Source organism: Methylobacterium litchii, from assembly GCF_038442315.1.
In the GTDB taxonomy this organism is placed as follows: Bacteria; Pseudomonadota; Alphaproteobacteria; order Rhizobiales; family Beijerinckiaceae; genus Methylobacterium; species Methylobacterium litchii.
The window spans coordinates 253,920-275,740 of the sequence record NZ_JBBXMY010000004.1; the positions used below are offsets into that span (position 1 = coordinate 253,920).

The window sequence follows — 21,821 nt, forward strand, 5'->3', positions numbered from 1 at the left end:
TCCCTTACTTCATCACCACCACCCGCGCGTCGCCGTGGCGGCGCATCACGCTCACGGTGACGTCGCCGTCGTAGGATTGGAAGCGCAGGTCGAGCCGCGAATCGCGGAGCTTCACGTTGTACAGCGTCACCCCGTCGAGGAAGCCCGGCAGGATCGGGTTCTTCAACAGGACGCGGTTGCGGTCGTGGTCGAGTTCGAGGCCGAGGCAGGCCGCGAGGAAGGCGAACGGCGCCGCCGCCGCCCAGGCCTGCGGGCTGCACGCCACCGGATAGGACACCGGCCCGCGCTGAGGCCGGCGCATGAAGCCGCAGAACAGCTCCGGCAGGCGCTTCTGGTCCTGGTAGAGGGAGGTGTCGAACATCCCCTGGAAGATCCGCGCCGCCTCGGCCTTGCGGTCGTAGCGGGCGAGGCCCATCGCGATCAGCGCGTTGTCGTGCGGCCAGATCGAGCCGTTGTGGTACGACATCGGGTTGTAGCGCGCCTCGCCCTTGGCGATGGTGCGCACGCCCCAGCCGTTGAACCCGTCATTGCCGAGCAGGGTCTCCGCGACGCGGGCCGCCCGCTCCGGCTTGGCGATGCCGGTGAACAGGGCGTGGCCGGCATTGGACGAGCGCACGGCGCATTGCTTCTTCGCGCCGTCGAGGGCGAGGGCGTAGGTGCCGATCTCCTCGTTCCAGAAGGCCTGATCGAACTTTTCGCGCAGGCCCTTGGCCTCGGCCGTCAGTTGCTCGGCCATGTCGTCGTGGCCGAGCAGGCCGGCGAGCTGCCCCATGCCGTTCTTGGCGGCGTAGACGTAGCCCTGCACCTCGCACAGCGCGATCGGCCCCTTCGCGAGATGGCCGTCCGCGTGGAAGATCGAATCGTGGCTGTCCTTCCAGCCCTGGTTCTCCAGGCCCTTGTCGGTGTCGCGGGCGTATTCCACGAAGCCGTCGCCGTCGCGGTCGCCGTACTTGTTCATCCATTCGAGAGCGAGTTCGAGCGCAGGCCAGATGTCCCGGATCGTCTGCAGGTCGCCCGAGACGAGGTAGTATTCCCAGGCCAGCATCACGAAGAGCGGCGTGCCGTCGATGGTGCCGTAATAGTGCCGGAACGGCACCTCCCCGAGCATCGCCATCTCGCCGCGACGGGTCTCGTGCAGCACCTTGCCGGGCTGCGCGTCGGCGGCCGGATCGACCACCTTCGCCTGCGTGGCGGCGAGGTAGCGCAGGACGCCCCGGCCGAATTTCGGATCGATCCATAAGGCCATCATCGCGGTGATGATGCCGTCACGGCCGAACACCGTGGAGTACCAGGGGATGCCGGCGAAGGGGTAGATGCCCTCCGGCGTGCGGCTCGCCAGCATGTAGAGGTCGGCGGTGGCGCGGCAGAGCCCCTCGTTGAACTGGTCGTTCGAGGAGATGATCGTGGTGATGCCGGCGGTCAGCGCCCGCAGGTCGCGACGGGAATCGCGGTAGGCGCGGGCGAAGATCGTGCCCTCGCCGAGGCTTTTCGGGTGCTTGGGCGAGCCGCCGCCATTGGCCACCTGCGTCAGGCGCGCGGCGGCATCCTCGCCGATCATCGTCTCGGTTGGCGGCTTGGTGAAGGCGCGGTGCGATTCGAACACCACGCGGATGAAGATGGAGGTCTGCGCGCCGGGCGAGAGCGAGATCTCGAACTCGGCCTTGCCGGGCTCCAGCGAGGCGGGCTTCGGCCCGAAATGCAGGCTCGTGGTGCGCACCACGTCGTCGAGGCCGACATAGCGGAACTGCACCTCGGTGGGGGTCGCGACCAGCACGCCGCGCTTGCCGCGCTCCTTGCGGTCGGTGCCGCGCACCTCGAACAGGTCGCGGTAATCGGCGTCGAACGTCACGCTCACGCGCAGACGACGGTGCTTGGTGTCGTAGGAGCGCAAGCCGATCCGGTCGTAGCAGGCGCCCCGGAACAGGAACTTGGTGCGCTCGATCGCCACCGTCTCGCGGGGGATCGAGGTCTCGTCATGGGCGTCGAGGCGGATGTCCGGCGTCGTCATGTCGACGCTGAGCGCGCCGTTGTCGTCCTGCATGACGGAGGAGAGCATCAGGGGCCGCTGACCCTCGATCTTCACCTCCAGGCGGGAGAGGTAGCGGGTATCCTGGAAGTACAAGCCCTCGGGGCCGGGCTGCACGCCGATGTCGCCGTAGGAATCGAGGACGCCGAAAGCCTCGCCGAACTTCAGCGACCGCAGCGGGCGCTCGACCAGGGAGGTCTGCGCCTCGATGTGATAGGTCGGCAGAACCTCGTCCGCATCCTGAAAGCCGTGGCCGAACGGGGTTTCCGTCGCGAGGTCTGTCTTTGCCGCCATGCAGGCTTCTCCGGGGTGTCGCGGAATCGAGAGGGCCGCCGCATCGGCCTCGATGCGGCGGCCCTGTCTCAAGCAGTCGGATGAGTCGCTTTCGCGACGCTAGGACGGGCGACCGGTCCCTCGCAAGCCCGATGCCGCCCGAATTCGCGCCCTCAGGCCGGGAAGGCCGCCGCCGGCATGGCCGGGCGCGAGGACCCGTTCACGTCGCTCGGCACCGTCTTGAACGTGGCCTTCGGCAGGCGGATCACCTCGGCGGAACGGGAGAGAAGCTCCTCGTAGGCCGCGACGTACTTCTGCACCATGCGCTCGGCGGTGAAGCCGCCCTCGAAATGGCGGCGCACGCCCGCGCGGCTCATGGCCTTCACCTTCGCCACGGCGGCGACGGCATCGTCCATCGAATCGCAGAGCACACCGCTCACGCCGTCGGCGATGACCTCCGGCACGGAGCCGTTGCGGAAGGCGATCACCGGCGTGCCGGCCGACATCGCCTCGATCATCACGAGGCCGAAGGGCTCCGGCCAGTCGATCGGGAAGGCGAGCGCCAGGGCGTTGCCGAGGAAGTCCTTCTTCTGCTCCTCGTTGATCTCACCGATGAACTCCACCAGCGGGTGGTGAATCATGGGCTCGATCACCTCGTCCCAGTAATCCTGGTCCGCCTTATCGACCTTGGCGGCGATCTTCAGAGGCGTGCCCGAGCGGATCGCCATCTCGATGGCGCGGTCGGGGCGCTTCTCGGGGGAGATGCGGCCGAGGAAGGCGAGGTAGCCGCCCTTCGCCTCGGGGTAGTAGGGGCAGTTTTGCGCCGGCAGGCCGTGATGGATCGTGGAGAGCCAGTTCACGTTCGGCGGCATCGGCAGGCGCTGGTTGTCGGAGATCGACACCAGGGGCATGCCCGTGAAGGTGCGGTAGACCGGCATGAAGTCCGGCACGTCGAGACGACCGTGCATCGTGGTGATGCACTTGTGGTTCATGTCCTCGAACATCGGATACTGCAGCAGATCGATGTGGAAATGCAGCACGTCGAACTCGTGCGCCCGGCGATGCACCTGATGCAGCATCGCGAGGTGGCTCGCGGTATGGTCGCGGTAGCCGAGCAGGCGCAAACCCTCGGGAGTGCAGGCCGCGAGCTTCGCCGATGTCTCCGAATCGCCGCTCGCGAACAGGGTCACGTCATGGCCCTGGCGGACCAGTTCTTCCGTGATCCAGCTGACGACACGCTCCGTGCCGCCGTAGAACTTCGGAGGGACCGCCTCCGAGAGCGGAGCAATCTGAGCAATGCGCACGAAGTGTCTCCTTGGTGACCGACTTTGAGCGGGGTCTAGCGAGATCGGCCTGAGCGGGACATGAATGAAACAGAAAGCCAAGGTTATGGTTCCTGAGCCCTGTGCGTCACGGCTGCGTGACCCCCGCGAACCGCCCCTTCCCCGCTTTCCCCGGCATCCCTCCTGCCCGAGAAACCGGCTTGCATTTCGCGCGCCGCCACGAAGGCGTTGCCGGAACGGGCGGTTTCTGCCATAAGCCGCCCCGCGTCGAACCGCCCGGCCGATCAAGGGCTGCCGTGGCGGTTCATGCTGCTCCACCAGAAGCATCATCGCGCAAACCCAACCCGGTCCTCGCGGGCCGCGCTGGCGTTTCGCGCAACAGGAGAGCCAAATGCCCAAGCTGAAGACCAAATCGGGCGCCAAGAAGCGCTTCAAGATCACCGGCACCGGCAAGGTGATGTACGCCCAGGCCGGCAAGCGCCACGGGATGATCAAGCGGACGACGAAGCAGATCCGCAACCTGCGCGGCACGACGACCCTGTTCGAGGGCGATGCCGCCAACGTGAAGAAGTACTTCCTGCCGAACGCGCGGTAAGCCTTCCCACAAGCCGATACTGTCTTAGTCGAAATCCAGGAGATAACCGATGGCCCGCGTCAAACGCGGCGTGACCTCTCACGCCAAGCACAAGAAAGTCCTGAAGGCCGCCAAGGGCTATTACGGCCGGCGCAAGAATACCATCCGGATCGCCAAGCAGGCGGTCGAGAAGGGCATGCAGTATGCCTATCGCGACCGGAAGAATAAGAAGCGCACGTTCCGCGCCCTGTGGATCCAGCGCCTCAACGCCGCCGTCCGCGAGCAGGGCCTGACCTATTCGCGCTTCATCAATGCCCTGGCGTTGGCCGGCATCGTGGTGGACCGCAAGGCCCTGTCGGAACTCGCCATCCACGAGCCGGCCGCGTTCGCCGCCGTGGTGGAGAAGGCCAAGGCCGCGATGCCCGCTCAGCCGGAGAAGAAGGCCGCCTGAGCGGACCCTTCACTGACCGGACGGAAGGCGCGGTGCCCGAGGGGTGCCGCGCCTTCGTCGTTTTTGGAGCCGCGCGGCTTGCATGAATGCGAGCGGCGCGCAAAAGCACACCCGTCGGCGGCACGGCCCCCGCGATCCGAATGAAGCGATGACCGATCTCGACAGCCTCGAACGCGATCTCCTGGCGCAGGTGTCCGCCGCCCCCGACGAGGGCGCCCTCGACGCCGTGCGCGTGGCCGCCCTGGGCAAGAAGGGCAGCGTCTCCGAACTCCTGAAGACGCTCGGCGCGATGACGCCGGACGAGCGCAAGGAGCGCGGCCCGCTCATCAACGGCCTGCGCGACCGGGTCGCCACCGCCCTGACGGCGCGCAAGACCGACCTCGCGGAAGCGGCCCTCGAAGCGCGACTCGCCTCCGAGCGGATCGACGTCACCCTGCCGGGCCGGGAGGCGCCGGAGGCGCGCGGCCGCATCCACCCGATCAGCCAGGTGATCGACGAGGTGACGGCGATCTTCGCCGATATGGGCTTCGCGGTCGCCGAAGGACCCGACATCGAAACGGACGAGTTGAACTTCACCGCGCTGAACTTCCCGCCGGGCCATCCGGCGCGGGAGATGCACGACACGTTCTTCCTGGCGCCCGACGCCAATGGCAAGCGCAAGGTGTTGCGCACGCACACCTCGCCGGTCCAGATCCGCACCATGCGGAGCCAGCAGCCGCCGATCCGGGTGATCATCCCCGGCCGCACCTACCGGCACGACTCGGACCAAACCCACACGCCGATGTTCCATCAGGTCGAGGGGCTGGTGATCGACACGGCGGCCAACATCGCGTCCCTGAAGTGGGTGCTCGAGGAGTTCTGCAAGGCGTTCTTCGAGGTCGATCAGGTCAAGATGCGCTTCCGCCCCTCGTTCTTCCCCTTCACCGAGCCTTCGGCGGAGGTAGACATCCAGTGCTCGCGCAAGGGCGGCGAGATCTGCTTCGGCGAGGGCACCGACTGGCTGGAAATCCTCGGCTGCGGGATGGTCCACCCGAACGTGCTGCGCAATTGCGGGCTGGACCCGGACGTCGTGCAGGGCTTCGCCTTCGGCGTCGGCCTCGACCGCATCGCCATGCTGAAATACGGCATGCCCGACCTGCGCCCGTTCTTCGAGGCGGATGTCCGCTGGCTGGATCATTACGGCTTCCGGCCCCTCGACGTGCCGAGCCTCGTGGGCGGGCTGACGGGGTGAGCGGAGCGGCACGATGACAGACCAGGAGTTGCATACGGTCGTCTCCGGCATCCTGCGCAGCCGTGTGCCCGACGCCGGCTTCCAGGGCGTCGAGGTCAGGTCCGGTCTCGACTCGGGCGGCGAGCCGGTGATTCACGTCGTGGCCCACTACCGGCGGCGGCCGAACGTGAAGCCCGACCCGCTGCTGGCGGTCGGCCCGGTGCTCCAGTCCGAACTGTTCGCCCGGGGCGAGGACCGCTTCATCCTGCTGAAGAACGAAGTCGATGAGGAGCAAGACGTCGGCGAGGACATCGACTGACCATGCCCTCGATGATCGACTCCATGCTGAGGCAGGCGGCCGACCTCGTCGAACGGAACCCCCGCAGTTCGGCGGCGAAGCGCCGTGCGGTGAGTTCCGCCTACTATGCCGCCTTCCACCAGCTTCTGGCGCTCTGCGCCGGCAGCATCCTTCCCGACGGGGACGTGGGCACGCCGGAATTCGAGCGGGTGTACCGCACCCTCGATCACGGGACGTTGCGGCACGCCTTCACCGCGGCTCCCCTTCGGTCGAACCCGGTGCTCAGCCCCATCGGCTTCGGGTTCGTCCAGTTGCAGGAAGCCCGAATCAAGGCAGACTATTCGCCGCCCCGCCGCAATCTGTTCTCGCTCGCCGAGGTCACCGAGTACCTCGCGCGGGCCAGAGCCCTCGTCAGCGCCCTGACCGAGTTGGATGACCCGGATCGTCGCGTCCTCGTCGTTCATCTCCTCTTCCCGAGCCGCAAGAAATGAAATTCACCCTCTCCTGGCTCAAGGATCACCTCGACACCGAGGCGTCCCTCGACACCGTCGCCGAGACCCTGACCCGCATCGGCCTGGAGGTCGAAGGGATCGAGGACAAGGCGGCGACGCTGAAGCCCTATGTCATCGCCCATGTCCTCACCGCCGAGCAGCACCCGAACGCCGACCGGCTGCGGGTCTGCTCGGTCGACACCGGCGAGGGCGCGCCGGTGCAGGTGGTCTGCGGCGCGCCGAACGCGCGGGCGGGGATGCGCACCGTGTTCGCGCCCCCCGGCACCTACGTGCCCGGCAAGAACATCACCCTGTCGGTGGGCAACATCCGCGGCGTCGAGAGCCGGGGCATGCTGTGCTCGGCCGCCGAACTCGGCCTCGGCGAGGACCATGACGGCATCATCGACCTGACGACCGAGGCCCCCGCCGGCACGCCCTACGCCGCCTTCGCGGGGCTGGACGACCCGGTCATCGAGATCAACCTCACCCCCAACCGGCCGGATTGCACCTCGATCCACGGCATCGCCCGCGACCTCGCGGCCGCGGGGCTCGGCGTACTGAGGCGCGAGACCGCGACGCAGATCCGGGGCGAAGGCCCCTGCCCCGTGTCGGTCGTCCGTGACTTCGCGCCGGAAGATGCCGGCCTGTGCCCGATGTTCGCCCTGCGCCTCGTACGCGGCGTCCGGAACGGCCCCTCGCCCGAGTGGATGCAGGCTCGGCTCCGGGCCATCGGGCTCCGGCCGATCAACACACTGGTGGACATCACCAACTACATCACCTTCGACCGGGGCCGCCCGCTCCACGTCTTCGACGCCGCCAAGGTGAAGGGCGGGCTCACCATCCGCCGGGCCAAGGTGGGGGAGACGCTGCTCGCCCTCGACGGCAAGACGCACACTCTCAGCGACGACACCGTGGTGATCGCCGACGAGGCCGGCGTGGAATCCATCGCCGGCATCATGGGCGGCGAGGCCTCGGGCTGCGACGAGACCACCACCGACGTGCTGATCGAATCGGCCCTGTGGGATCCGGCCAACATCGCCCAGAGCGGGCGGCGGCTCGGCATCGTCACGGATGCCCGCTACCGCTTCGAGCGCGGCGTCGATCCGCTCTCGACCGTTCCGGGCCTCGACCTCGCGACGCAACTCGTCCTCGACCTCTGCGGCGGCACCGCCACCGAGGCGAGCATCACAGGCGAGCCGCCGGAGACCGAGCGGATCATCGACTTCCCCTGGACCGAGGTGCGCCGCCTCGCCGGGCTCGACCTGCCCCGGCCCGAGATGAAGGTGACGCTGGAGGCCCTGGGCTTCCACGTTTCCGGCACGGGCGACCGGGTGAAGGTGCTCACGCCGTCCTGGCGACCGGATGTCGAGGGCAAGGCCGACCTCGTGGAGGAGGTGATCCGCATCGCCGGCCTCGACCGGATCGAGGCGAAGCCCCTCCCCCGCCCGGCGGGCATCGGCCGCCCGCTGCTCACGCCCATGCAGAAGCGCACCCGCACCGCGAAGCGCGCGCTGGCGAGCCGGGGCCTGATGGAAGCGGTGACGTGGTCGTTCATCCCCCACGCCGACGCGACGCTGTTCGGCGGCGGCGGGGCGGACCTGAAGCTCGCCAACCCCATCGCGTCCGATCTGTCGGACATGCGCCCGAGCCTCGTGCCGGGGCTGCTGCGCGCCGCGCAGCGCAACGCCGACCGGGGCTACCCGGACGCCGCGCTGTTCGAGGTCGGCCAGTGCTTCGCCAACGACCAGCCGGAGGGCCAGACCACCCGCGCGGCGGGAATCCGGCGTAACACCGCCGCCCTCCTCGGCGCCGGCCGGCACTGGGACGGCGCGACCCGCACCGTCGATGCCTTCGACGCGAAGGCCGACGCCATGGCGCTGCTCGCGAGCCTCGGCATCCCGACCGGCGGATTGCAGGTCACGGCCGGCGGCCCGGCCTGGCTGCATCCCGGCCGCTCCGGCACCCTGCGCTTCGGGCCGAAGACCGAGATCGGCTGGTTCGGCGAGGTCCACCCGCGCACGATGCAGGCCCTCGACCTGAAGGGCAGCCTCGTGGCCTTCGAGCTGATCCTCGATAGCCTGCCCCTGCCCAGGCACAAGCCGACCAAGGCGAAGCCGGCCCTCGCCCTCTCGGAGTTCCAGCCGCTGACCCGCGACTTCGCCTTCGTGGTGGGCTGCGACGTGCCGGCGGGCGATGTCGTGAAGGCCGCCCAGAACGCCGAGCGCAAGCTCATCGCCGGGGTCGAGGTGTTCGACCTCTACGAGGGGCCGGGCGTGGCCGAGGGGTCGAAGTCCATCGCCGTCGCGGTGCGGCTGCAGCCCACCGACAAGACGCTGACGGACGCGGAGATCGAGGCGGTGAGCGCCAAGATCGTCGCGGAGGTCGCCAAGCGCACCGGGGCGAGCCTACGCGCATGACGCCGCTCTCCGCGCTCATCGAGGATCTGGCGGCGGCGATCCACCTGCCGGCGCCGGCCCTGCGCAAGGCGCTGGAGCATCCCGAGGCCATCGCCGAGGCGACCCTGTCGCTCCTGAACGCGGCGGCCGAGGGCAAGGAGATCGACCAGGGACAGGCGAACCTCGTCTTCTGGGGCCTGCACCTCATGGCCTCGGCGCGGGACACGCGCGCCCTGGCGCCGCTGCTCGGCTTCCTGCGGCAGGATAGCGAGTTCGTCGATGCGGTGCTGGGCGACGCCGTGACGGCGACGCTCTCGCGGGTTCTCGCGAGCCTCTACGACGGGCAGGCTGAGCCGCTGTTCCGCCTGATCCTCGATTCGAGCCTGGACGACGGCATCCGCGAGGCCATCCTCGCCGCCTGCACCTTCCTGTGCCTCGACGGCCGCATCGACCGCGACGCCCTGCACCGGGTGCTGGTGCGCTTCGATGATGCCAAGGCGTCGATCGAGGGCGATATCGGCTGGACCGCCTGGGAGGAGGCCATCGCCACGCTGGGCTTCCGCGACCTCGCCCCGAGGGTCGAGGCGGCGCGCAAGGACGGGCGGATCGACCCGGAGCACAGCGACGCCGACTGGTTCAAGGAGACCCTGCGCGAAGCCGAGCGCTACCCGCACGACCGGGAGCGCCTTCCACCGGACCTCTACGGCTACTTGGACGACCCCGTCGCCGCCCTCGAATGGACCCGCGAGGGCTATGGCGAGCCCCAGCGCAACCCGTTCAAGGATGTCGGCCGGAACGACCCCTGCCCCTGCGGCTCCGGCCAGAAGTTCAAGAAATGCTGCCTCGACAAGGTCGAGACCGAGGCGCCCTGGATGCCGCCCGCCCCATGACGGAACCGCCGTCCCACGGAGTGAGCCTGCGCGAGGCGACCTCCGTGTGGGCGCGGATCGCCGCCCTGTCCTTCGGCGGGCCGGCGGGACAGATCGCGGTGATGCACCGGATCGTCGTGGAGGAGCGGCGCTGGGTCGATGAGGGGCGCTTCCTGCATGCCCTCAACGTCTGCATGCTGCTGCCCGGCCCGGAGGCGCAGCAACTCGCCACCTATCTCGGCTGGCTGATGCACCGGACGCTCGGCGGGGTGATTGCCGGGGTGCTGTTCGTACTGCCGGGCGCCGTGTCGATCATGGCGCTGTCGATCGTCTATGCCCTCTACGGGCAGGTGCCGGCCATCGGCGCCCTGTTCTTCGGATTGAAGGCCGCCGTGCTGGCCATCGTGCTGCAGGCGGTGCTGCGGGTGGGCCGCCGGGCCTTGCGGAGCCGGGCGCAATGGGCGCTGGCCGCCGCCTCCTTCCTCGGCCTCTTCCTATTCGGCATTCCCTTCCCGCTGATCGTGCTGGGCGCGGGGCTGATCGGCTTCGTCGCGGCGCGCGCCGGCTCGACGGCCTTCGCGGGCACGGCCTCCCCGGCCGAGGCGGCGAGCCTGCTCGGCGATGCGCTGCCCGCCCATACCCGCGACCGGCGCGCGGCCTTCCGCATCGCCGCGATCTGCCTCGCCCTGTGGCTGGTGCCGGTGGGGGCGATCCTCCTGGCGCTCGGCTCCGGCGACGTGTTCGCGCGAATCGCCACCTTCTTCTCGACCATGGCCGTCGTGACCTTCGGCGGGGCCTATGCCGCCCTCGCCTACGTGGCACAGCAGGCGGTGGAAAGCTTCCACTGGCTCTCCGCGCGGGAAATGCTCGACGGGCTCGGCCTCGCGGAGACGACGCCGGGGCCGCTCATCATGGTGATGCAGTTCGTCGCCTTCATCGGGGCCTATCGCAACCCGGGCGATCTCGCGCCGCTCGTATCCGGCATCCTCGGCGGGCTGCTCGCCACCTGGGTGACGTTCGTGCCCTGCTTCCTGTTCGTGTTCCTCGCCGCCCCCTTCGCCGAGGCGTTGCGCGGAAATCCACGGGTGGTCGGGGCGCTGAACGCCGTGACGGCGGCGGTGGTGGGGGTGATCCTCAACCTCGCGGTCTGGTTCTCCCTGCACACGATCTTCCGGGAGGTACAGCCCGTGCGCGTACCCGGCCTTGCCTTCGACCTGCCGGTCCTGACGAGCCTCGATCCGGCGGCGCTCGTCCTGTCGCTCGCCGCCATCGTCGCGACGCTGCGGTTCGGCGCGGGGCTCGCCACCGTCCTCGGCGGCTGCGCGGCGGCGGGGCTACTGCTCCACCTCGCCGGCTACGCGACGGGCTGAACGCTCAGTTCCGCCGCAGCAGCCGCTCGAAGTAATCCAGCTCTTCCTGTGGCCGGCTCGGGTCGCCGAGCTTGCGCCGCAGCTCCTCCATGATCCGGCGGGCACGCTGGACGGCGGATTCGTCGGCGGTCGGCACGCGGACGCGGCCGTCGCTCATCTCCTTGCCGCGCGTCGGGCGGCCGAGGGGATCGTCGTCGCGGGCGCCGGCCTGGCCCTCCTGACCCGGCTGCTGGCCCTCGCCCTGCTGGCCTTCGCCCTGGGCCTGGGCCATCTCCTGCATCTGCTGCGCCATGCCCTCGGCCCCGCGCTGGAGCCCGTCGAGGGCGCGGCCCTGGGCATCGACGGCATCGCCTTCCTGGCCGTCCTTCAGCGCCTGCTCGGCATCGCGCATGGCCTGCTCGGCATCGTCGAGCCCCTGCTCGCCGCGCATGCCGTTCTCCTTCATGCGCTGTTCGAGCTCCTGAAGGCGCTCGCGCAGGGCCTGCTGCCGGTCGCCGGGGCTGCCGCCCTGCTGGCCCTGCTGCTTCTTCCCGCCCTGCTGCCCTTGCTGGCCCTGTTGCCCCTGCTGACCCTGTTGGCCCTGCTGCTGCTGTTGCTGGCCGCCGCGCTGGCCCTGCTGCTGCTCGCCCCGGTTCGACGGGCGCTGCTGGCCGTTGCGCGGCTGCTGTCCGTCCTTGAACGTCTCGTCGCGCAGATCCTGCTGGTCGCGGGTCATCTGGTCGAGGTCGCGCATTTGCTTCTGCATCTGCTTGGCGGCCTCGTTGCCCTGCTGGCCCTTCTGCGCCGTCTGCAGGTTTTCCAGGATATTGCGCAGCTGCTCCATCAGGCGCTGCGCCTCGGCCGTGTCGCCGCGCTGCATGGCATCGGCCATGTCCTGGATCATCTTGTTGAGATCCTCGGGCGTCACCGACTTCGCGTTCTTCTGATCGCCGCGCTGCTGCTGCTGGCTCTGCTGGTTCGGATCACGGCCCTGCTTCTGGGCCATCTCGTTCAGGAACTTGTCGAGGGCCTGCTTCAAGTCCTGCGTCAGGCGCTTGATCTCGTCGTCCGGCGCGTTCCGGTCGATGGCCTCCTTCAGGCGGTCCTGGGCCTGCCGCAACTGCTTCTCGGCATCGGACAGGTCGCCGTCCTCGATCTTGAGGGCCATCTCCCAAAGGAGATCGGCGACCTCCGTGAGTTCGGCATCGGTCCTGGCCCGGCGCAGGCGGTTCGTCGCCGTGCGCAGGCCGAGGAAGATCGCCGGCTGGGGGATGAACAGGTTCGGCGCGATGAGCAGGGCGTCGAGTCCGGCCTGGACGCGCGGACGGCCGCTGTCGGGCTCAGTGACGAGGCGGCGGCGCTCCTCGGCGAGGGAGCGCGCGAGGGGATCGCGGAACGGGCGGCCCGGCAGGGTCATCTCGCTGACGGGGGTGGTGCCCTCCTGCCCGGCCTCGTCCTTCACGACGATGTGGAAGCGCACCCGCGCGCCGGCCCAGGGATTGTCGGTGAGGTCCACCAGGGACTTCGTGTCCGCCTGCCCGCTCGGGTCGGAGGGCAGCGCCAGCGCGATATGCGGCGGCGGCACCAGCGAGCGACCGGGCTTCAGCGGCTGCACCAGCCCCTCGGCGGAGGCGATGCCGTAATCGTCCTTGGCGCGGTAGGTCAGGTTGAACGTGCCGCGCCCGTTCACCTCCGGCCCGCCCACGAGCGTGACCTCGGGGGCGTTGTCGGGGATCGCGTCGATGGTCAGGCGCTGGGTGCCGGCGGGGGTGGCGAGCGTCAGGTCGGCGGCACCGGTGACGCGGAAGCGCTTCTCGCGCAGGTCCGGGCGCGGGGCCTGCCCCGGCACGGACACGAGGCCCCGCGCGGGAGTGAGGTTCGTGCGCGCGCCCTGCCCCTCGCCCGCGATGCGGACGATGAGTTGCGAGTTCACGGGCGCCCGCAGGTGCTGGTCGCCCGCGCCGATGGAGATCAGCAGGGGCGGCATCCGCGTGTAGAGCGGCGGATCGATCCAGGCATCGACGCGGAAATTCGGGCCGGGGGCCGGCGGAGCGCTCCAGTCGAAGGCGGCGGTAAGGCGCTGGCGCCATTCCGGCCCCGCGACGAACAGGGCGGCGACGGCGGCCACGATCAGCCCGGCGCGGAGCGCGTAGGGGTCGCGCCGGACCATGCCGGGCTTCGGACGGCCGACCCTGAGGGCCGCCACCGCCCGCGCGGCCCGCGCCCGGTGCAACTCCCACAGGGCGCGGCTGCCCGCGTCGCCCGTGCCGACGGCGAGCACGTCCTCCGCCGCCGAGGCGGGGCCGTGGGCGAAGATCGGATCGCGGCCAGCGGCCTCCCGATCGAGCCGGGCGAGCGCGGCGCCGCGGCCGGGGCGCGGCAGGCGGACGAGGGGGATCAGCGTGGCGACGAAGGCCAGGGCGAAGAGACCGAGGCCGATCTTCCGCCACAGCGGCGGAAGGTCGAGCCACAAGCCGGCCCAGGACAGGGCGAGGAAGGCGAGGACGAGACCGAGGCTGCGCCACAGGATCGGCCACGCGGCCTCCCACAGGACGACGGCCTTCGCCTGGGCGACGAGGCGATCGAGCCGTGCGGCCTCGCCGGACTTCGTCCGCGGGCCGTCCGCTCCGTCACCGCGTTGGCTGCTTGTCACGCTGCCCGATCCGCCGTTCCGCCCCGGCGCCGCAGCGCCCATCCACCGAGGTTAGCATGGTGGCCCCGGCCGGACGCCGGGTCAAATCGGCGCTGCGGGTTCAGGCGTGCGACTGGATGAAGTTGCGCACCTGCGGGTAGATCTGGTTCTCCCACTTCCGCCCGGCGAAGACCCCGTAATGGCCGACGCCCGCCTGGAGATGGTGGGTGCGCATGTAGGGGGGCAGGCTGGTGCAGAGATCGTGCGCCGCCATGGTCTGGCCGGGGGCGCAGATGTCGTCGCGCTCGCCCTCCACCGTCATCAGCGCCGTCCTGCGCACGGCGCGCATGTCGATGGCTTCGCCGCGCCACGTCAGCTCGTTCTTGGCCAGCGTGTAATCCTGGAACACGGTCTTGACCGTCTCCAGGTAGAAATCCGCCGCGAGGTCGAGGACGGCGAAATACTCGTCGTAGAAGGATTCGATGGCCGTCGCCTTGTCGACCTCGCCGTTGGCGAAGTGCCAGAACAGGTCGGCATGGCCCTGGATGTGCCGCTTGGCGTTCATCGACATGAAGGCCGAGACCTGCACGAAGCCGGGATAGACCTTCCGCCCGGCGCCCTTGTGGCGGGACGGGACGGTGGCGATCAGGTTCTTCTCGAACCACTCGATGGGCTTCGAGGTGGCGAGTTCGTTCACCCCCGTGGGGTTCACCCGACAATCGACCGGCCCGGCCATCAGCGTCATGCTGCGCGGCGCGGCGGGGTCCTTGGTCTGGGCCATCACGGCGGCGGCGGCCAACGCCTGCACTGCCGGCTGGCAGACGGCGACGATGTGCGAGCCCTCGCCCATCGTCTGCAGGAAGCCCACGAGGTGGGCGACGTAATCGTCGAAGCCGAACACCCCGTCCGACAGCGGTACGTCGCGGGCGTTGTGCCAGTCGGTGATGTAGACGTCGTGGTCGGGCAGCATGGTCCGCACGGTGGCGCGGAGCAGCGTCGCGAAATGGCCCGAGAGCGGCGCCACCACGAGCACCTTCGGCTGCTCGGTCACGATGTCCTTGCGGAAGCGCAGCAGCGTGCCGAAGGGCGTGACCTCGACCTTCTCCTCCGCGACCGCCACCTCGCGGTTGCCGACCATAACGGTCTCGATCCCGTAGGCGGGCCGCGCGAAGGTCAGGCCGGTGCGCATCATCATCCGCGCCCCCGCCGACATCCAGTTGATCGGCTCGCCCCACATCGCCCAAGGCGACCAGGCGGAATCGAGGAGCCGGCCCCAGCCCCTCATCTGCTCGGCGAGATCGCTTTGCAGATCGAACGCATCGTACAGCATCGGTCGGGAGCTCGCAGGTGCGCGGCCCGGCACGCGGGCGAAGACGGGAGGAGGCGGAGGCGCAGGCCTTACGGGCAAATGCATCTGCATGACCCACCAACGATGTGCCTCGACCGCCGCCCCGGCAACTCCCCCCTTAGGAGAGTCCCCTCCCGAAACGGTTCACCTGTGGCAACGATGCACCAATTTTAATGCGTACTCCGCTCTAAACCCGGTGCCCAGCGCGCCTCATCGGCAGAAAACTGCAAGCCTCCGATGAAAAAGCCGTCAGTTTGGCCGACTATAGGACCCCGTCAGGAAGCCTGCCGGGCGACGACGGCCCGGTCGGTGCGGCGATGCTCGCAGGCGACCTTGAGGTAGCGGTCCCCGCCGCCCGGCAAACCGGCCTGCGCGGCCATGGCCTGGGCGTGCATCAGGCACTCCATGGGCGAGTGGGCGGGGGAAACGATGACATCGAGGGCGGTGTCGCGGGAGCAATCCTGCGCGATCAGCGTCCCGGCACAAACCAGGGCAACGGCCAACAATTCCGGCATGACGGACCTCATGTTCGAGTGTTCGAAAGGTCCGCGGAATGCTCCGGCGTGCGAGCGACCGCGTTCTTGTTGCCTGGACGTCCCCTCCACCCATCAAACGCCTTAGCATGCGTCATGCCAGCCGGCTCAAAACCGTTGAATTCAGTCGAAGCGCGTCAGGCGCGGGCCGGAAGCCATTGCGTCTCGGGCTCCTCGGACGGCAGCAGGGTCGCCACCGCGTCGAGGTCGACCACGAAGCGCTCGGTGAGCAGGCGCCACATCTCGGCGGTGGAGCCGGCCTTCTGGCGCAGCTCGCTCATCGCGCTGGCGACGCCGGTGGTGTTCACGAGGACCGGCCGGAGAACTCGGGGATCTACGTTGGGCATCGGATTCAAACCCGCTTCGTTACGGGGGATTGTTGTCGATCGTGGTTAACGCGCGGTTAACGGCAGGCATTCGCGGCCATTGGGCGAGATCAGCCGGCGCTCCGTCCGCGTGGTTCACAAGAACGGCGCCTTCCCCTATCAAGCGCGCAGCAAAGGGCCGGCCCGGCACAGCCATGGCGGGGGCCGGCCGGACCGGAGCATCATGGACGCCTCCCCCGACACCGCCGGCGCCCCGGCGCGCGCGACACGCCTCGTCCTCGCCTCGGCCTCGCCGCGCCGGCTCGCGCTGCTGCAGCAGATGGGGATCGAGCCGGACGCCCTGCTGCCCGCCGACATCGATGAGACCCCGCGCAAATCCGAACCGCCGCGCGATCTCGCCCGCCGTCTCGCGCGCTCGAAGCTCGCGGCGGCGGAGGCCGCCCTGCACGGGGCGCAGGACGCGACGCCGACATGGCTGCTCGCCGCCGACACGGTGGTGGCGGTGGGCCGACGGGTGCTGCCCAAGGCTGAATTGCCCGACGAGGCGGCCGATTGCCTACGCCTGCTCTCGGGGCGGCAGCACCGGGTCTACACGGCAGTGTGCCTGCTCTCGCCCAAGGGGCGGCGCGAGCGGGTGATCGAGACGCGGGTGCGCTTCAAGCGCCTCTCCGGCCGCGACATCCAGGGCTATCTCGATTCCGGCGAATGGCGCGGCAAGGCCGGCGGCTACGCAATCCAGGGGATCGCGGGCGCCTTCGTGGTCAAGCTCGTGGGCTCCTACAGCGCCGTGGTCGGACTGCCGCTCTACGAGACGCTGAGCCTGCTCGACGGTGAGGGCTATCCCGTTCGCGCGGCCTGGGGGGCGGCGGCGTGAGAGGCGCGCCCTGCCCGATCTGCCGCAAGCCGGCGGTGGCCGAATTCAGCCCGTTCTGCTCGCAGCGCTGCGCCGACGTCGATCTCGGCCGCTGGTTCAACGAGCGCTACGCGGTCCCCGTCGAGGACGACGAGGAGGAGGCGCAGCCGGAGCCGCGCCGCCCCCTGTCGGACAACGAGTGAGCCGCCCTCACGCCGCCTTGCGCTGAAGCGGGGCGAGGAGGTCCGGCAGGGCCTTCAGGTCGAGGGGCTTGGGCAGGAAGCCATCGAACCCGGCCGCATGCGCCTTCGCCTCGTCGTCGCGGCTGGCGTTGGCGGTCAGCGCGATGAGCCGCAGATGCCCGCCCTGCTCCGCCTCGGCCGCGCGGATTTGCCGGGCGACGTCGTGCCCGTCGAGCCGGGGCATGCGGATGTCGATGAGGGCGAGGTCGAACGGCCCTGAATCCTTGAAGCGCTCCACCGCCTCGGCCCCGTCGGGCGCGTGGACGACGTGACAGCCCAGCCGCTCCAGGGCGCGGGTCGCGAGCAACGTGTTGATCGGGTTATCCTCCGCGAGGAGCACCCGCAGGCTCCCGGAGGCCGGCGCGGGCTGCGGGGTCGGCCGCACCGGCGCGGCGACGGCCGGCGAGACCGCCAGTTGCTCCACCAGCGAGCGCGCCCGCACCGGCTTGATGAGATAGCCGTCGAACCCGGCGGAGGCCGGCGCACCGAAATCCCGGCGGTCGAAGGGCGAGAGCAGCACGACGCGGCGGCGCACGCCGCAGCTGCGGGCGGCCTCGGCGATCCGCCGCACCGCCGCGTCGCCCAACGCCCGGTCGGCGATCACGGCATCGAAGGCGACCGCCGAAAGGGCATCGAGCCCTTCCTCCAGGCCGCGCACGATCACCGCCGCGCCGCCGTGGCGGGCGAGCGCGCTGGCGAGATATGGCGCCTGGAAGGGCGAATCGGCCACGATCAGGCAGCGCCGCCCGGCGAGGCGCGGCGCCTCCGCCGCCCCCTCGCCCTCGACCGGCGCGACTGGCAGCGGCAGCAGGGCGCGGAAGGTCGAGCCCATCCCGACGCGGGATTGCGCCTCGACGCGCCCGCCCATCCGCGTGGCGAGGCGGCGGGTGATGGCGAGGCCGAGGCCCGTGCCCTCGTGGCGGTTGGCGCCCTTCTCGTCGCCCTGCTCGAATTCCTCGAACAGGCGCGGCAGGCGCTCCTCCGGGATGCCCGGCCCCGTATCGGTGACGGTCACGGCGAGCCCGTCGCGGCCGAAGGCCAGGGCGACGCCGACGCCGCCGCGCTCGGTGAACTTGATGGCGTTGCCGGCGAGGTTGAGCAGGATCTGGCGGAAGCGGTCGGCATCGCCAATCAGCGAGGGCGGCACCTCGGCGGCGACGTCGAGGGCGATTTCCAGCCCCTTGTCCTGCGCGCGGGGCGCCAGAAGCTCCACGACGCCCTCCGCCACGGCGGCGGCGTCGAAGGGCTCGGCGGCGAGATCGAGGCGCCCGGCCTCGATCCGCGAGAAATCGAGGATGCCGTCGATCAGCCCGAGGAGCGCCTTGCCGCTCGCCCGCACCGCATCGACATAGGTCTTCTGCTCGGGGTCGAGCCCCGTGCCGATCAGCAGATCGGTCATGCCGATGATGCCGTTCAGCGGCGTGCGCATCTCGTGGCTGACGGTGGCGAGGAAGCGGGACTTGGCCACGCTCGCACTCTCGGCCCGCGCCAGGGCCGCATCCAGCGCCTTCACCGCCTCGACGCGCTCGGTGATGTCGCGGCCCGCGCGCATCCATTGCATCGGCCCGTCGCCGTCCGCAACCGGCACTTCCACCACGTCGAACCAGCGCTCGCGGCCGTCGGCGGCGATGATGCGAGTCTCGATCCGGCGCAGCCCGTCGGCGCGCACGGAGACCGTTTCCCCGTCGAGGACATGCGGCTCGATCGACTCGCCGACGAGGTCGGCGGGGGCGCGGTCGAACAGCCGCGCATAGCCCTCGTCGGCGTAGGTGATGCGCCCGTGCAGGTCCCGCTGCACGACGAGATCGGTGGTCGCGGCCACGAGGGTGCGGTAGCGTTCCTCGCCCTCGCTCGCCCGCCAGACGCGGTCGTGCAGGCTCTCTTCCTCGCTATCCGCCACCCGGCGGCGCCGGACGCGGGACGCCATCGCGATACCGCCCGCCATCGCGAGCAGGATGGCCGCCAGGATAAGTTCGGTGATCGGCATGAACGTCTCCGCGCCGGGTCGAGCGGGGACGTTCGCAAACGAACCTGAAGGTGACGTCAGGAAAAGCACTTAACCACTGGTTGCTGTGGATACACGTCGCGGGGGAATTTGAACCGGGCGCCCGATCCAGGCGGCGCCTTGGGCGTTGGCTGCGCGGAACGGATCCAGCGGAGACTTGGATGCAGGGCGAACGCTACGACGTCATCATCATCGGCTCAGGCCCCGGCGGTGGGACGATGGCCTGGCGCCTCGCACAGACCGGCAAGCGCATCCTGCTGGTGGAGCGCGGGGACTACCTGCGCCGGGAGCCGCGCAACTGGGACAGCCAGGCGGTGATCGTCGATGGATACTATCAGGCCAAGGAGACGTGGTATTCCTCGGATGGAAAGAGCTTCCATCCCGGCTTGCACTACTATGTCGGCGGCAACTCGAAGTTCTACGGCTCGATCCTGTTTCGCCTGCGCGAGAAGGATTTCGGCGAAATCCGCCATCAGGACGGACTCTCGCCCGCATGGCCGGTCGGCTACGACGAGTTCGAGCCGTATTATCAGGCAGCCGAGGAACTGTTCCACGTCCACGGCTTGCGTGGCGAGGACCCGACCGAGCCCTGGGCCAAGAAGCCCTACGCGCATCCGCCCGTCACCCACGAGCCGCGCATCGAGCAACTCTCCGAGGATCTGAAGCGCGAGGGCCATCACCCGTTCCACCTGCCGGTGGGGGTGCGCCTTCAGGAGCGTGACGGCCAGCCGCTCTCGACCTCGCCCTGCATCAAGTGCGAGTCGTTCGACGGCTTCCCCTGCCCCACCAACGGCAAGTCGGACGCGCAGGTGATGTGCGTCGATCCGGCGCTGCGCGACTGCCCGAACCTCACCCTCTCGACGCGGACCTATGTCGAGCGCCTCGTCACCGACGCGGCGGGCCACAGCGTGACCGGCATCGAGGGCACCCGCGACGGCAAGCCCTTCGCGGCCAGCGCCGACCTCGTGGTCGTCGCCTGCGGCGCCCTCTCCTCCGCGCTGCTGATGCTGCGCTCCGCGACGGACAAGCATCCGGACGGGCTCGCCAACGCCTCGGGGCAGGTCGGGCGCAACTACATGCGCCACAACAACTCGACGGTGCTGGCGATCTCCAAGATCCCCAACCCGACGCGCTTCCAGAAGACGCTCGGCGTCAACGACTTCTACTTCGGCGACCCGGACCCGAAGGACAATTGGGAGTTCCCCCTCGGCCATATCCAGATGGTCGGCAAGTCGGACGGGGCACAGGTCCACGGCGAAGGTCTGCCGGGCTTCCTGCAATGGTTTCCCGAGAAGCCGTTCGATTGGATCGCCAAGCACTCCGTCGATTTCTGGCTGACCACGGAGGACATCCCGAAGGCGGAGAACCGCATCTTCTACAAGGGCGGCAAGGTCCATCTCGACCTCACTGAAACCAACGCGGAGGCGCACAAGCGCCTGCGCCGCAAGCTGCAGGAGCTGTGCGACAAGACCCACATCCACCCGCACCTGTTCGACCGCTCGCTCTATCTTGGCAAGGACGTGCCCATCGGCGGCACCGCCCACCAGGCCGGGACGCTGCGCTTCGGCACCGATCCGGCGACCTCCGTCCTCGACCGGGACTGCAAGGCCCACGGGCTCGACAACCTGTACGTGACGGATGCGAGCTTCTTCCCGTCGATCGGGGCGGTGAACCCGACGCTGACGATCATCGCCAACGCCCTGCGGGTGGCCGACCGGCTCATCGCGCGCCTGGGCGCCCATGACGAGATCCCCGCGCCCCGTCTTTTCGACCACACGGAGCCCAGCGAACCCCTTCCCGCGTGAGGCGGGCGAGGGCATCCTCATCGGGGAGCGAATCCTGCATCGATGGCGCGGGACCGGCGTTGCCATCGGCGGAGCCAAGCGAGTCGAGTCATGAGTACGCCCGCTGCCGGTCTGTCGCCCCTGTGCGAGGCCATCGCCCGTCGCCTCTACGAGCATGACGGGAGCGGCCTCGCGGGGGCGCCCGATTGGGAGGGAGACCGGCTTGACGGCGAGCATCCGGGCCTGCGCGAGCGTTATCGCGCCCGCGCCGAAGCCCTGCTCGACGGGCCGCTGAAGGACTTCATCGCGGGCCTGGAGCGCGGCGATCAGTTGCGCGCCGAGATGGAGGAGGAGTTGCGCGTCCTTCGCCGCCAGCGGATCGCGGCAGAGCGGGAGCGCGAATTGCTCGAAGCCAACAACCGGATGCTGGAGCGCGCCCGCAAGGCCGACGCGGCCCGCGCCGAGACCGAGGCCGCGCTGAAGACCTTGGAACGGGAACGGGACGTCGCCCGCGAGGCGGAAGCCTTCTGGCAGCAATTCGCCTTCGATGCCGACGACCTCGCCACCCAGCGCCTCGTCGCGGCGGCGGACGCGCAGGCGGCGGCCGAGCGCGAGGCGATCCGCGAGCGGGCGCAACGGGAGCGGATCGAGGGGGCGCTGAAACTCTTCGCCGACCGGGCCGACATGATGCCGAAGGAGGGCTGGATCTCGGACCTCCTGGGCTCGAACCGCGACTTGCCGCTCTGGTGGTTCCACGCCGCCCAGGTCGCCCTGCAGCGGGCCGAACCCGCCGCCGACTACACGCCGCCGGGGGCGGAGCGGCCCGGCGAACGCGGGGCCCGCTGATGCGGAGCGCCGGCCGGAACCGGGCGCCCCGC

At 69.8% G+C, this 21,821-nt stretch carries 19 protein-coding genes; 12 read left to right on the forward strand and 7 right to left on the reverse strand.

All coding sequences use genetic code 11. The annotated features are described in order from the left end of the window. Positions 1 to 4 precede the first annotated feature (4 nt). Positions 5 to 2,320, reverse strand: a complete 2,316-nt coding sequence (locus AAHF99_RS10590) for an amylo-alpha-1,6-glucosidase (RefSeq protein WP_342164225.1) — start codon at positions 2,318 to 2,320, stop codon at positions 5 to 7. Between the two features lie 152 nt (positions 2,321 to 2,472). After that, on the reverse strand, positions 2,473 to 3,603 hold the full coding sequence (locus AAHF99_RS10595) for a glycosyltransferase family 4 protein (RefSeq protein WP_342164226.1): 1,131 nt from the start codon (positions 3,601 to 3,603) through the stop codon (positions 2,473 to 2,475). Between the two features lie 370 nt (positions 3,604 to 3,973). Between AAHF99_RS10595 and rpmI the strand changes: the two genes are divergently transcribed. The 8 genes from rpmI (at position 3,974) to chrA (ending at position 11,241) form a co-directional block, all read left to right on the forward strand. Next, positions 3,974 to 4,177, forward strand: a complete 204-nt coding sequence (gene rpmI / locus AAHF99_RS10600) for a 50S ribosomal protein L35 (protein ID WP_007561407.1) — start codon at positions 3,974 to 3,976, stop codon at positions 4,175 to 4,177. Positions 4,178 to 4,226: 49 nt separating this feature from the next. After that, the gene (gene rplT / locus AAHF99_RS10605) at positions 4,227 to 4,607 is read left to right on the forward strand and encodes a 50S ribosomal protein L20 (RefSeq protein ID WP_342164227.1); all 381 of its coding nucleotides are present in this window, start codon (positions 4,227 to 4,229) and stop codon (positions 4,605 to 4,607) included. A gap of 148 nt (positions 4,608 to 4,755) precedes the next feature. Next, positions 4,756 to 5,838: a phenylalanine--tRNA ligase subunit alpha gene (pheS, locus tag AAHF99_RS10610; RefSeq protein ID WP_342164229.1), complete on the forward strand. Its 1,083-nt coding sequence runs from the start codon at positions 4,756 to 4,758 to the stop codon at positions 5,836 to 5,838. A gap of 13 nt (positions 5,839 to 5,851) precedes the next feature. Beyond that, positions 5,852 to 6,136, forward strand: a complete 285-nt coding sequence (locus AAHF99_RS10615) for a hypothetical protein (RefSeq protein ID WP_243954848.1) — start codon at positions 5,852 to 5,854, stop codon at positions 6,134 to 6,136. Positions 6,137 to 6,138: 2 nt separating this feature from the next. Continuing rightward, the gene (locus AAHF99_RS10620; protein WP_342164231.1) at positions 6,139 to 6,606 is read left to right on the forward strand and encodes a hypothetical protein; all 468 of its coding nucleotides are present in this window, start codon (positions 6,139 to 6,141) and stop codon (positions 6,604 to 6,606) included. Continuing rightward, positions 6,603 to 9,023 carry a phenylalanine--tRNA ligase subunit beta gene (pheT, locus tag AAHF99_RS10625; RefSeq protein WP_342164232.1) on the forward strand — a complete coding sequence of 807 codons (2,421 nt, stop codon included), beginning with the start codon at positions 6,603 to 6,605 and terminating at the stop codon, positions 9,021 to 9,023. The genes AAHF99_RS10620 and pheT overlap by 4 nt, the downstream gene beginning before the upstream one ends. Then, on the forward strand, positions 9,020 to 9,892 hold the full coding sequence (locus AAHF99_RS10630; protein ID WP_342164233.1) for a DUF1186 domain-containing protein: 873 nt from the start codon (positions 9,020 to 9,022) through the stop codon (positions 9,890 to 9,892). The genes pheT and AAHF99_RS10630 overlap by 4 nt, the downstream gene beginning before the upstream one ends. After that, the gene (gene chrA, locus AAHF99_RS10635; RefSeq protein WP_342164234.1) at positions 9,889 to 11,241 is read left to right on the forward strand and encodes a chromate efflux transporter; all 1,353 of its coding nucleotides are present in this window, start codon (positions 9,889 to 9,891) and stop codon (positions 11,239 to 11,241) included. Before AAHF99_RS10630 ends, chrA begins: the two co-directional genes overlap by 4 nt. Positions 11,242 to 11,245: 4 nt before the next feature. On the opposite strand, the gene AAHF99_RS10640 is transcribed toward chrA, so the two are convergent. The 4 genes from AAHF99_RS10640 to AAHF99_RS10655 form a co-directional block, all read right to left on the reverse strand. Continuing rightward, positions 11,246 to 13,915 carry a TIGR02302 family protein gene (locus AAHF99_RS10640; RefSeq protein ID WP_412759863.1) on the reverse strand — a complete coding sequence of 890 codons (2,670 nt, stop codon included), beginning with the start codon at positions 13,913 to 13,915 and terminating at the stop codon, positions 11,246 to 11,248. 58 nt (positions 13,916 to 13,973) lie between these two features. Beyond that, a complete protein-coding gene (locus AAHF99_RS10645) occupies positions 13,974 to 15,182 on the reverse strand; it encodes a polyhydroxyalkanoate depolymerase (protein ID WP_342164236.1) in 1,209 nt (402 codons plus the stop codon). Between the two features lie 293 nt (positions 15,183 to 15,475). Beyond that, the gene (locus AAHF99_RS10650) at positions 15,476 to 15,715 is read right to left on the reverse strand and encodes a hypothetical protein (protein WP_342164237.1); all 240 of its coding nucleotides are present in this window, start codon (positions 15,713 to 15,715) and stop codon (positions 15,476 to 15,478) included. Between the two features lie 155 nt (positions 15,716 to 15,870). Then, positions 15,871 to 16,080 carry a hypothetical protein gene (locus tag AAHF99_RS10655; RefSeq protein WP_342164238.1) on the reverse strand — a complete coding sequence of 70 codons (210 nt, stop codon included), beginning with the start codon at positions 16,078 to 16,080 and terminating at the stop codon, positions 15,871 to 15,873. A 202-nt stretch (positions 16,081 to 16,282) separates the two neighbouring features. Between AAHF99_RS10655 and AAHF99_RS10660 the strand changes: the two genes are divergently transcribed. Together AAHF99_RS10660 and AAHF99_RS10665 are read left to right on the forward strand one after the other, a co-directional pair. Further along, positions 16,283 to 16,933 (forward strand): Maf-like protein, encoded by a 651-nt coding sequence (locus AAHF99_RS10660; RefSeq protein ID WP_342164239.1) that lies wholly within the window; start codon positions 16,283 to 16,285, stop codon positions 16,931 to 16,933. Continuing rightward, positions 16,930 to 17,115: a DNA gyrase inhibitor YacG gene (locus AAHF99_RS10665; RefSeq protein ID WP_342164241.1), complete on the forward strand. Its 186-nt coding sequence runs from the start codon at positions 16,930 to 16,932 to the stop codon at positions 17,113 to 17,115. The genes AAHF99_RS10660 and AAHF99_RS10665 overlap by 4 nt, the downstream gene beginning before the upstream one ends. Positions 17,116 to 17,122: 7 nt before the next feature. On the opposite strand, the gene AAHF99_RS10670 is transcribed toward AAHF99_RS10665, so the two are convergent. After that, the gene (locus tag AAHF99_RS10670) at positions 17,123 to 19,141 is read right to left on the reverse strand and encodes a PAS domain-containing hybrid sensor histidine kinase/response regulator (RefSeq protein ID WP_342164242.1); all 2,019 of its coding nucleotides are present in this window, start codon (positions 19,139 to 19,141) and stop codon (positions 17,123 to 17,125) included. Between the two features lie 179 nt (positions 19,142 to 19,320). Here AAHF99_RS10670 and AAHF99_RS10675 point away from each other — a divergent pair, with 179 nt between their 5' ends. Next, on the forward strand, positions 19,321 to 20,964 hold the full coding sequence (locus tag AAHF99_RS10675) for a GMC family oxidoreductase (protein WP_342164243.1): 1,644 nt from the start codon (positions 19,321 to 19,323) through the stop codon (positions 20,962 to 20,964). A 90-nt stretch (positions 20,965 to 21,054) separates the two neighbouring features. Next, positions 21,055 to 21,789, forward strand: a complete 735-nt coding sequence (locus AAHF99_RS10680) for a hypothetical protein (RefSeq protein WP_342164244.1) — start codon at positions 21,055 to 21,057, stop codon at positions 21,787 to 21,789. Positions 21,790 to 21,821: the final 32 nt, after the last annotated feature.

Bases quoted from the DNA above. Each gene is read 5' to 3' on its own strand.
- pheT (WP_342164232.1), top strand. From the start codon at position 6,603: ATGAAATTCACCCTCTCCTGGCTCAAGGATCACCTCGACACCGAGGCG.
- AAHF99_RS10680 (WP_342164244.1), top strand. From the start codon at position 21,055: ATGAGTACGCCCGCTGCCGGTCTGTCGCCCCTGTGCGAGGCCATCGCC.
- AAHF99_RS10655 (WP_342164238.1), bottom strand. From the start codon at position 16,080: ATGCCCAACGTAGATCCCCGAGTTCTCCGGCCGGTCCTCGTGAACACC.
- AAHF99_RS10660 (WP_342164239.1), top strand. From the start codon at position 16,283: ATGGACGCCTCCCCCGACACCGCCGGCGCCCCGGCGCGCGCGACACGC.
- AAHF99_RS10615 (WP_243954848.1), top strand. From the start codon at position 5,852: ATGACAGACCAGGAGTTGCATACGGTCGTCTCCGGCATCCTGCGCAGC.
- AAHF99_RS10645 (WP_342164236.1), bottom strand. From the start codon at position 15,182: ATGCTGTACGATGCGTTCGATCTGCAAAGCGATCTCGCCGAGCAGATG.
- rplT (WP_342164227.1), top strand. From the start codon at position 4,227: ATGGCCCGCGTCAAACGCGGCGTGACCTCTCACGCCAAGCACAAGAAA.
- rpmI (WP_007561407.1), top strand. From the start codon at position 3,974: ATGCCCAAGCTGAAGACCAAATCGGGCGCCAAGAAGCGCTTCAAGATC.
- AAHF99_RS10650 (WP_342164237.1), bottom strand. From the start codon at position 15,715: ATGCCGGAATTGTTGGCCGTTGCCCTGGTTTGTGCCGGGACGCTGATC.
- pheS (WP_342164229.1), top strand. From the start codon at position 4,756: ATGACCGATCTCGACAGCCTCGAACGCGATCTCCTGGCGCAGGTGTCC.
- AAHF99_RS10590 (WP_342164225.1), bottom strand. From the start codon at position 2,320: ATGGCGGCAAAGACAGACCTCGCGACGGAAACCCCGTTCGGCCACGGC.
- AAHF99_RS10670 (WP_342164242.1), bottom strand. From the start codon at position 19,141: ATGCCGATCACCGAACTTATCCTGGCGGCCATCCTGCTCGCGATGGCG.
- AAHF99_RS10630 (WP_342164233.1), top strand. From the start codon at position 9,020: ATGACGCCGCTCTCCGCGCTCATCGAGGATCTGGCGGCGGCGATCCAC.
- AAHF99_RS10620 (WP_342164231.1), top strand. From the start codon at position 6,139: ATGCCCTCGATGATCGACTCCATGCTGAGGCAGGCGGCCGACCTCGTC.
- chrA (WP_342164234.1), top strand. From the start codon at position 9,889: ATGACGGAACCGCCGTCCCACGGAGTGAGCCTGCGCGAGGCGACCTCC.
- AAHF99_RS10640 (WP_412759863.1), bottom strand. From the start codon at position 13,915: ATGGGCGCTGCGGCGCCGGGGCGGAACGGCGGATCGGGCAGCGTGACA.
- AAHF99_RS10675 (WP_342164243.1), top strand. From the start codon at position 19,321: ATGCAGGGCGAACGCTACGACGTCATCATCATCGGCTCAGGCCCCGGC.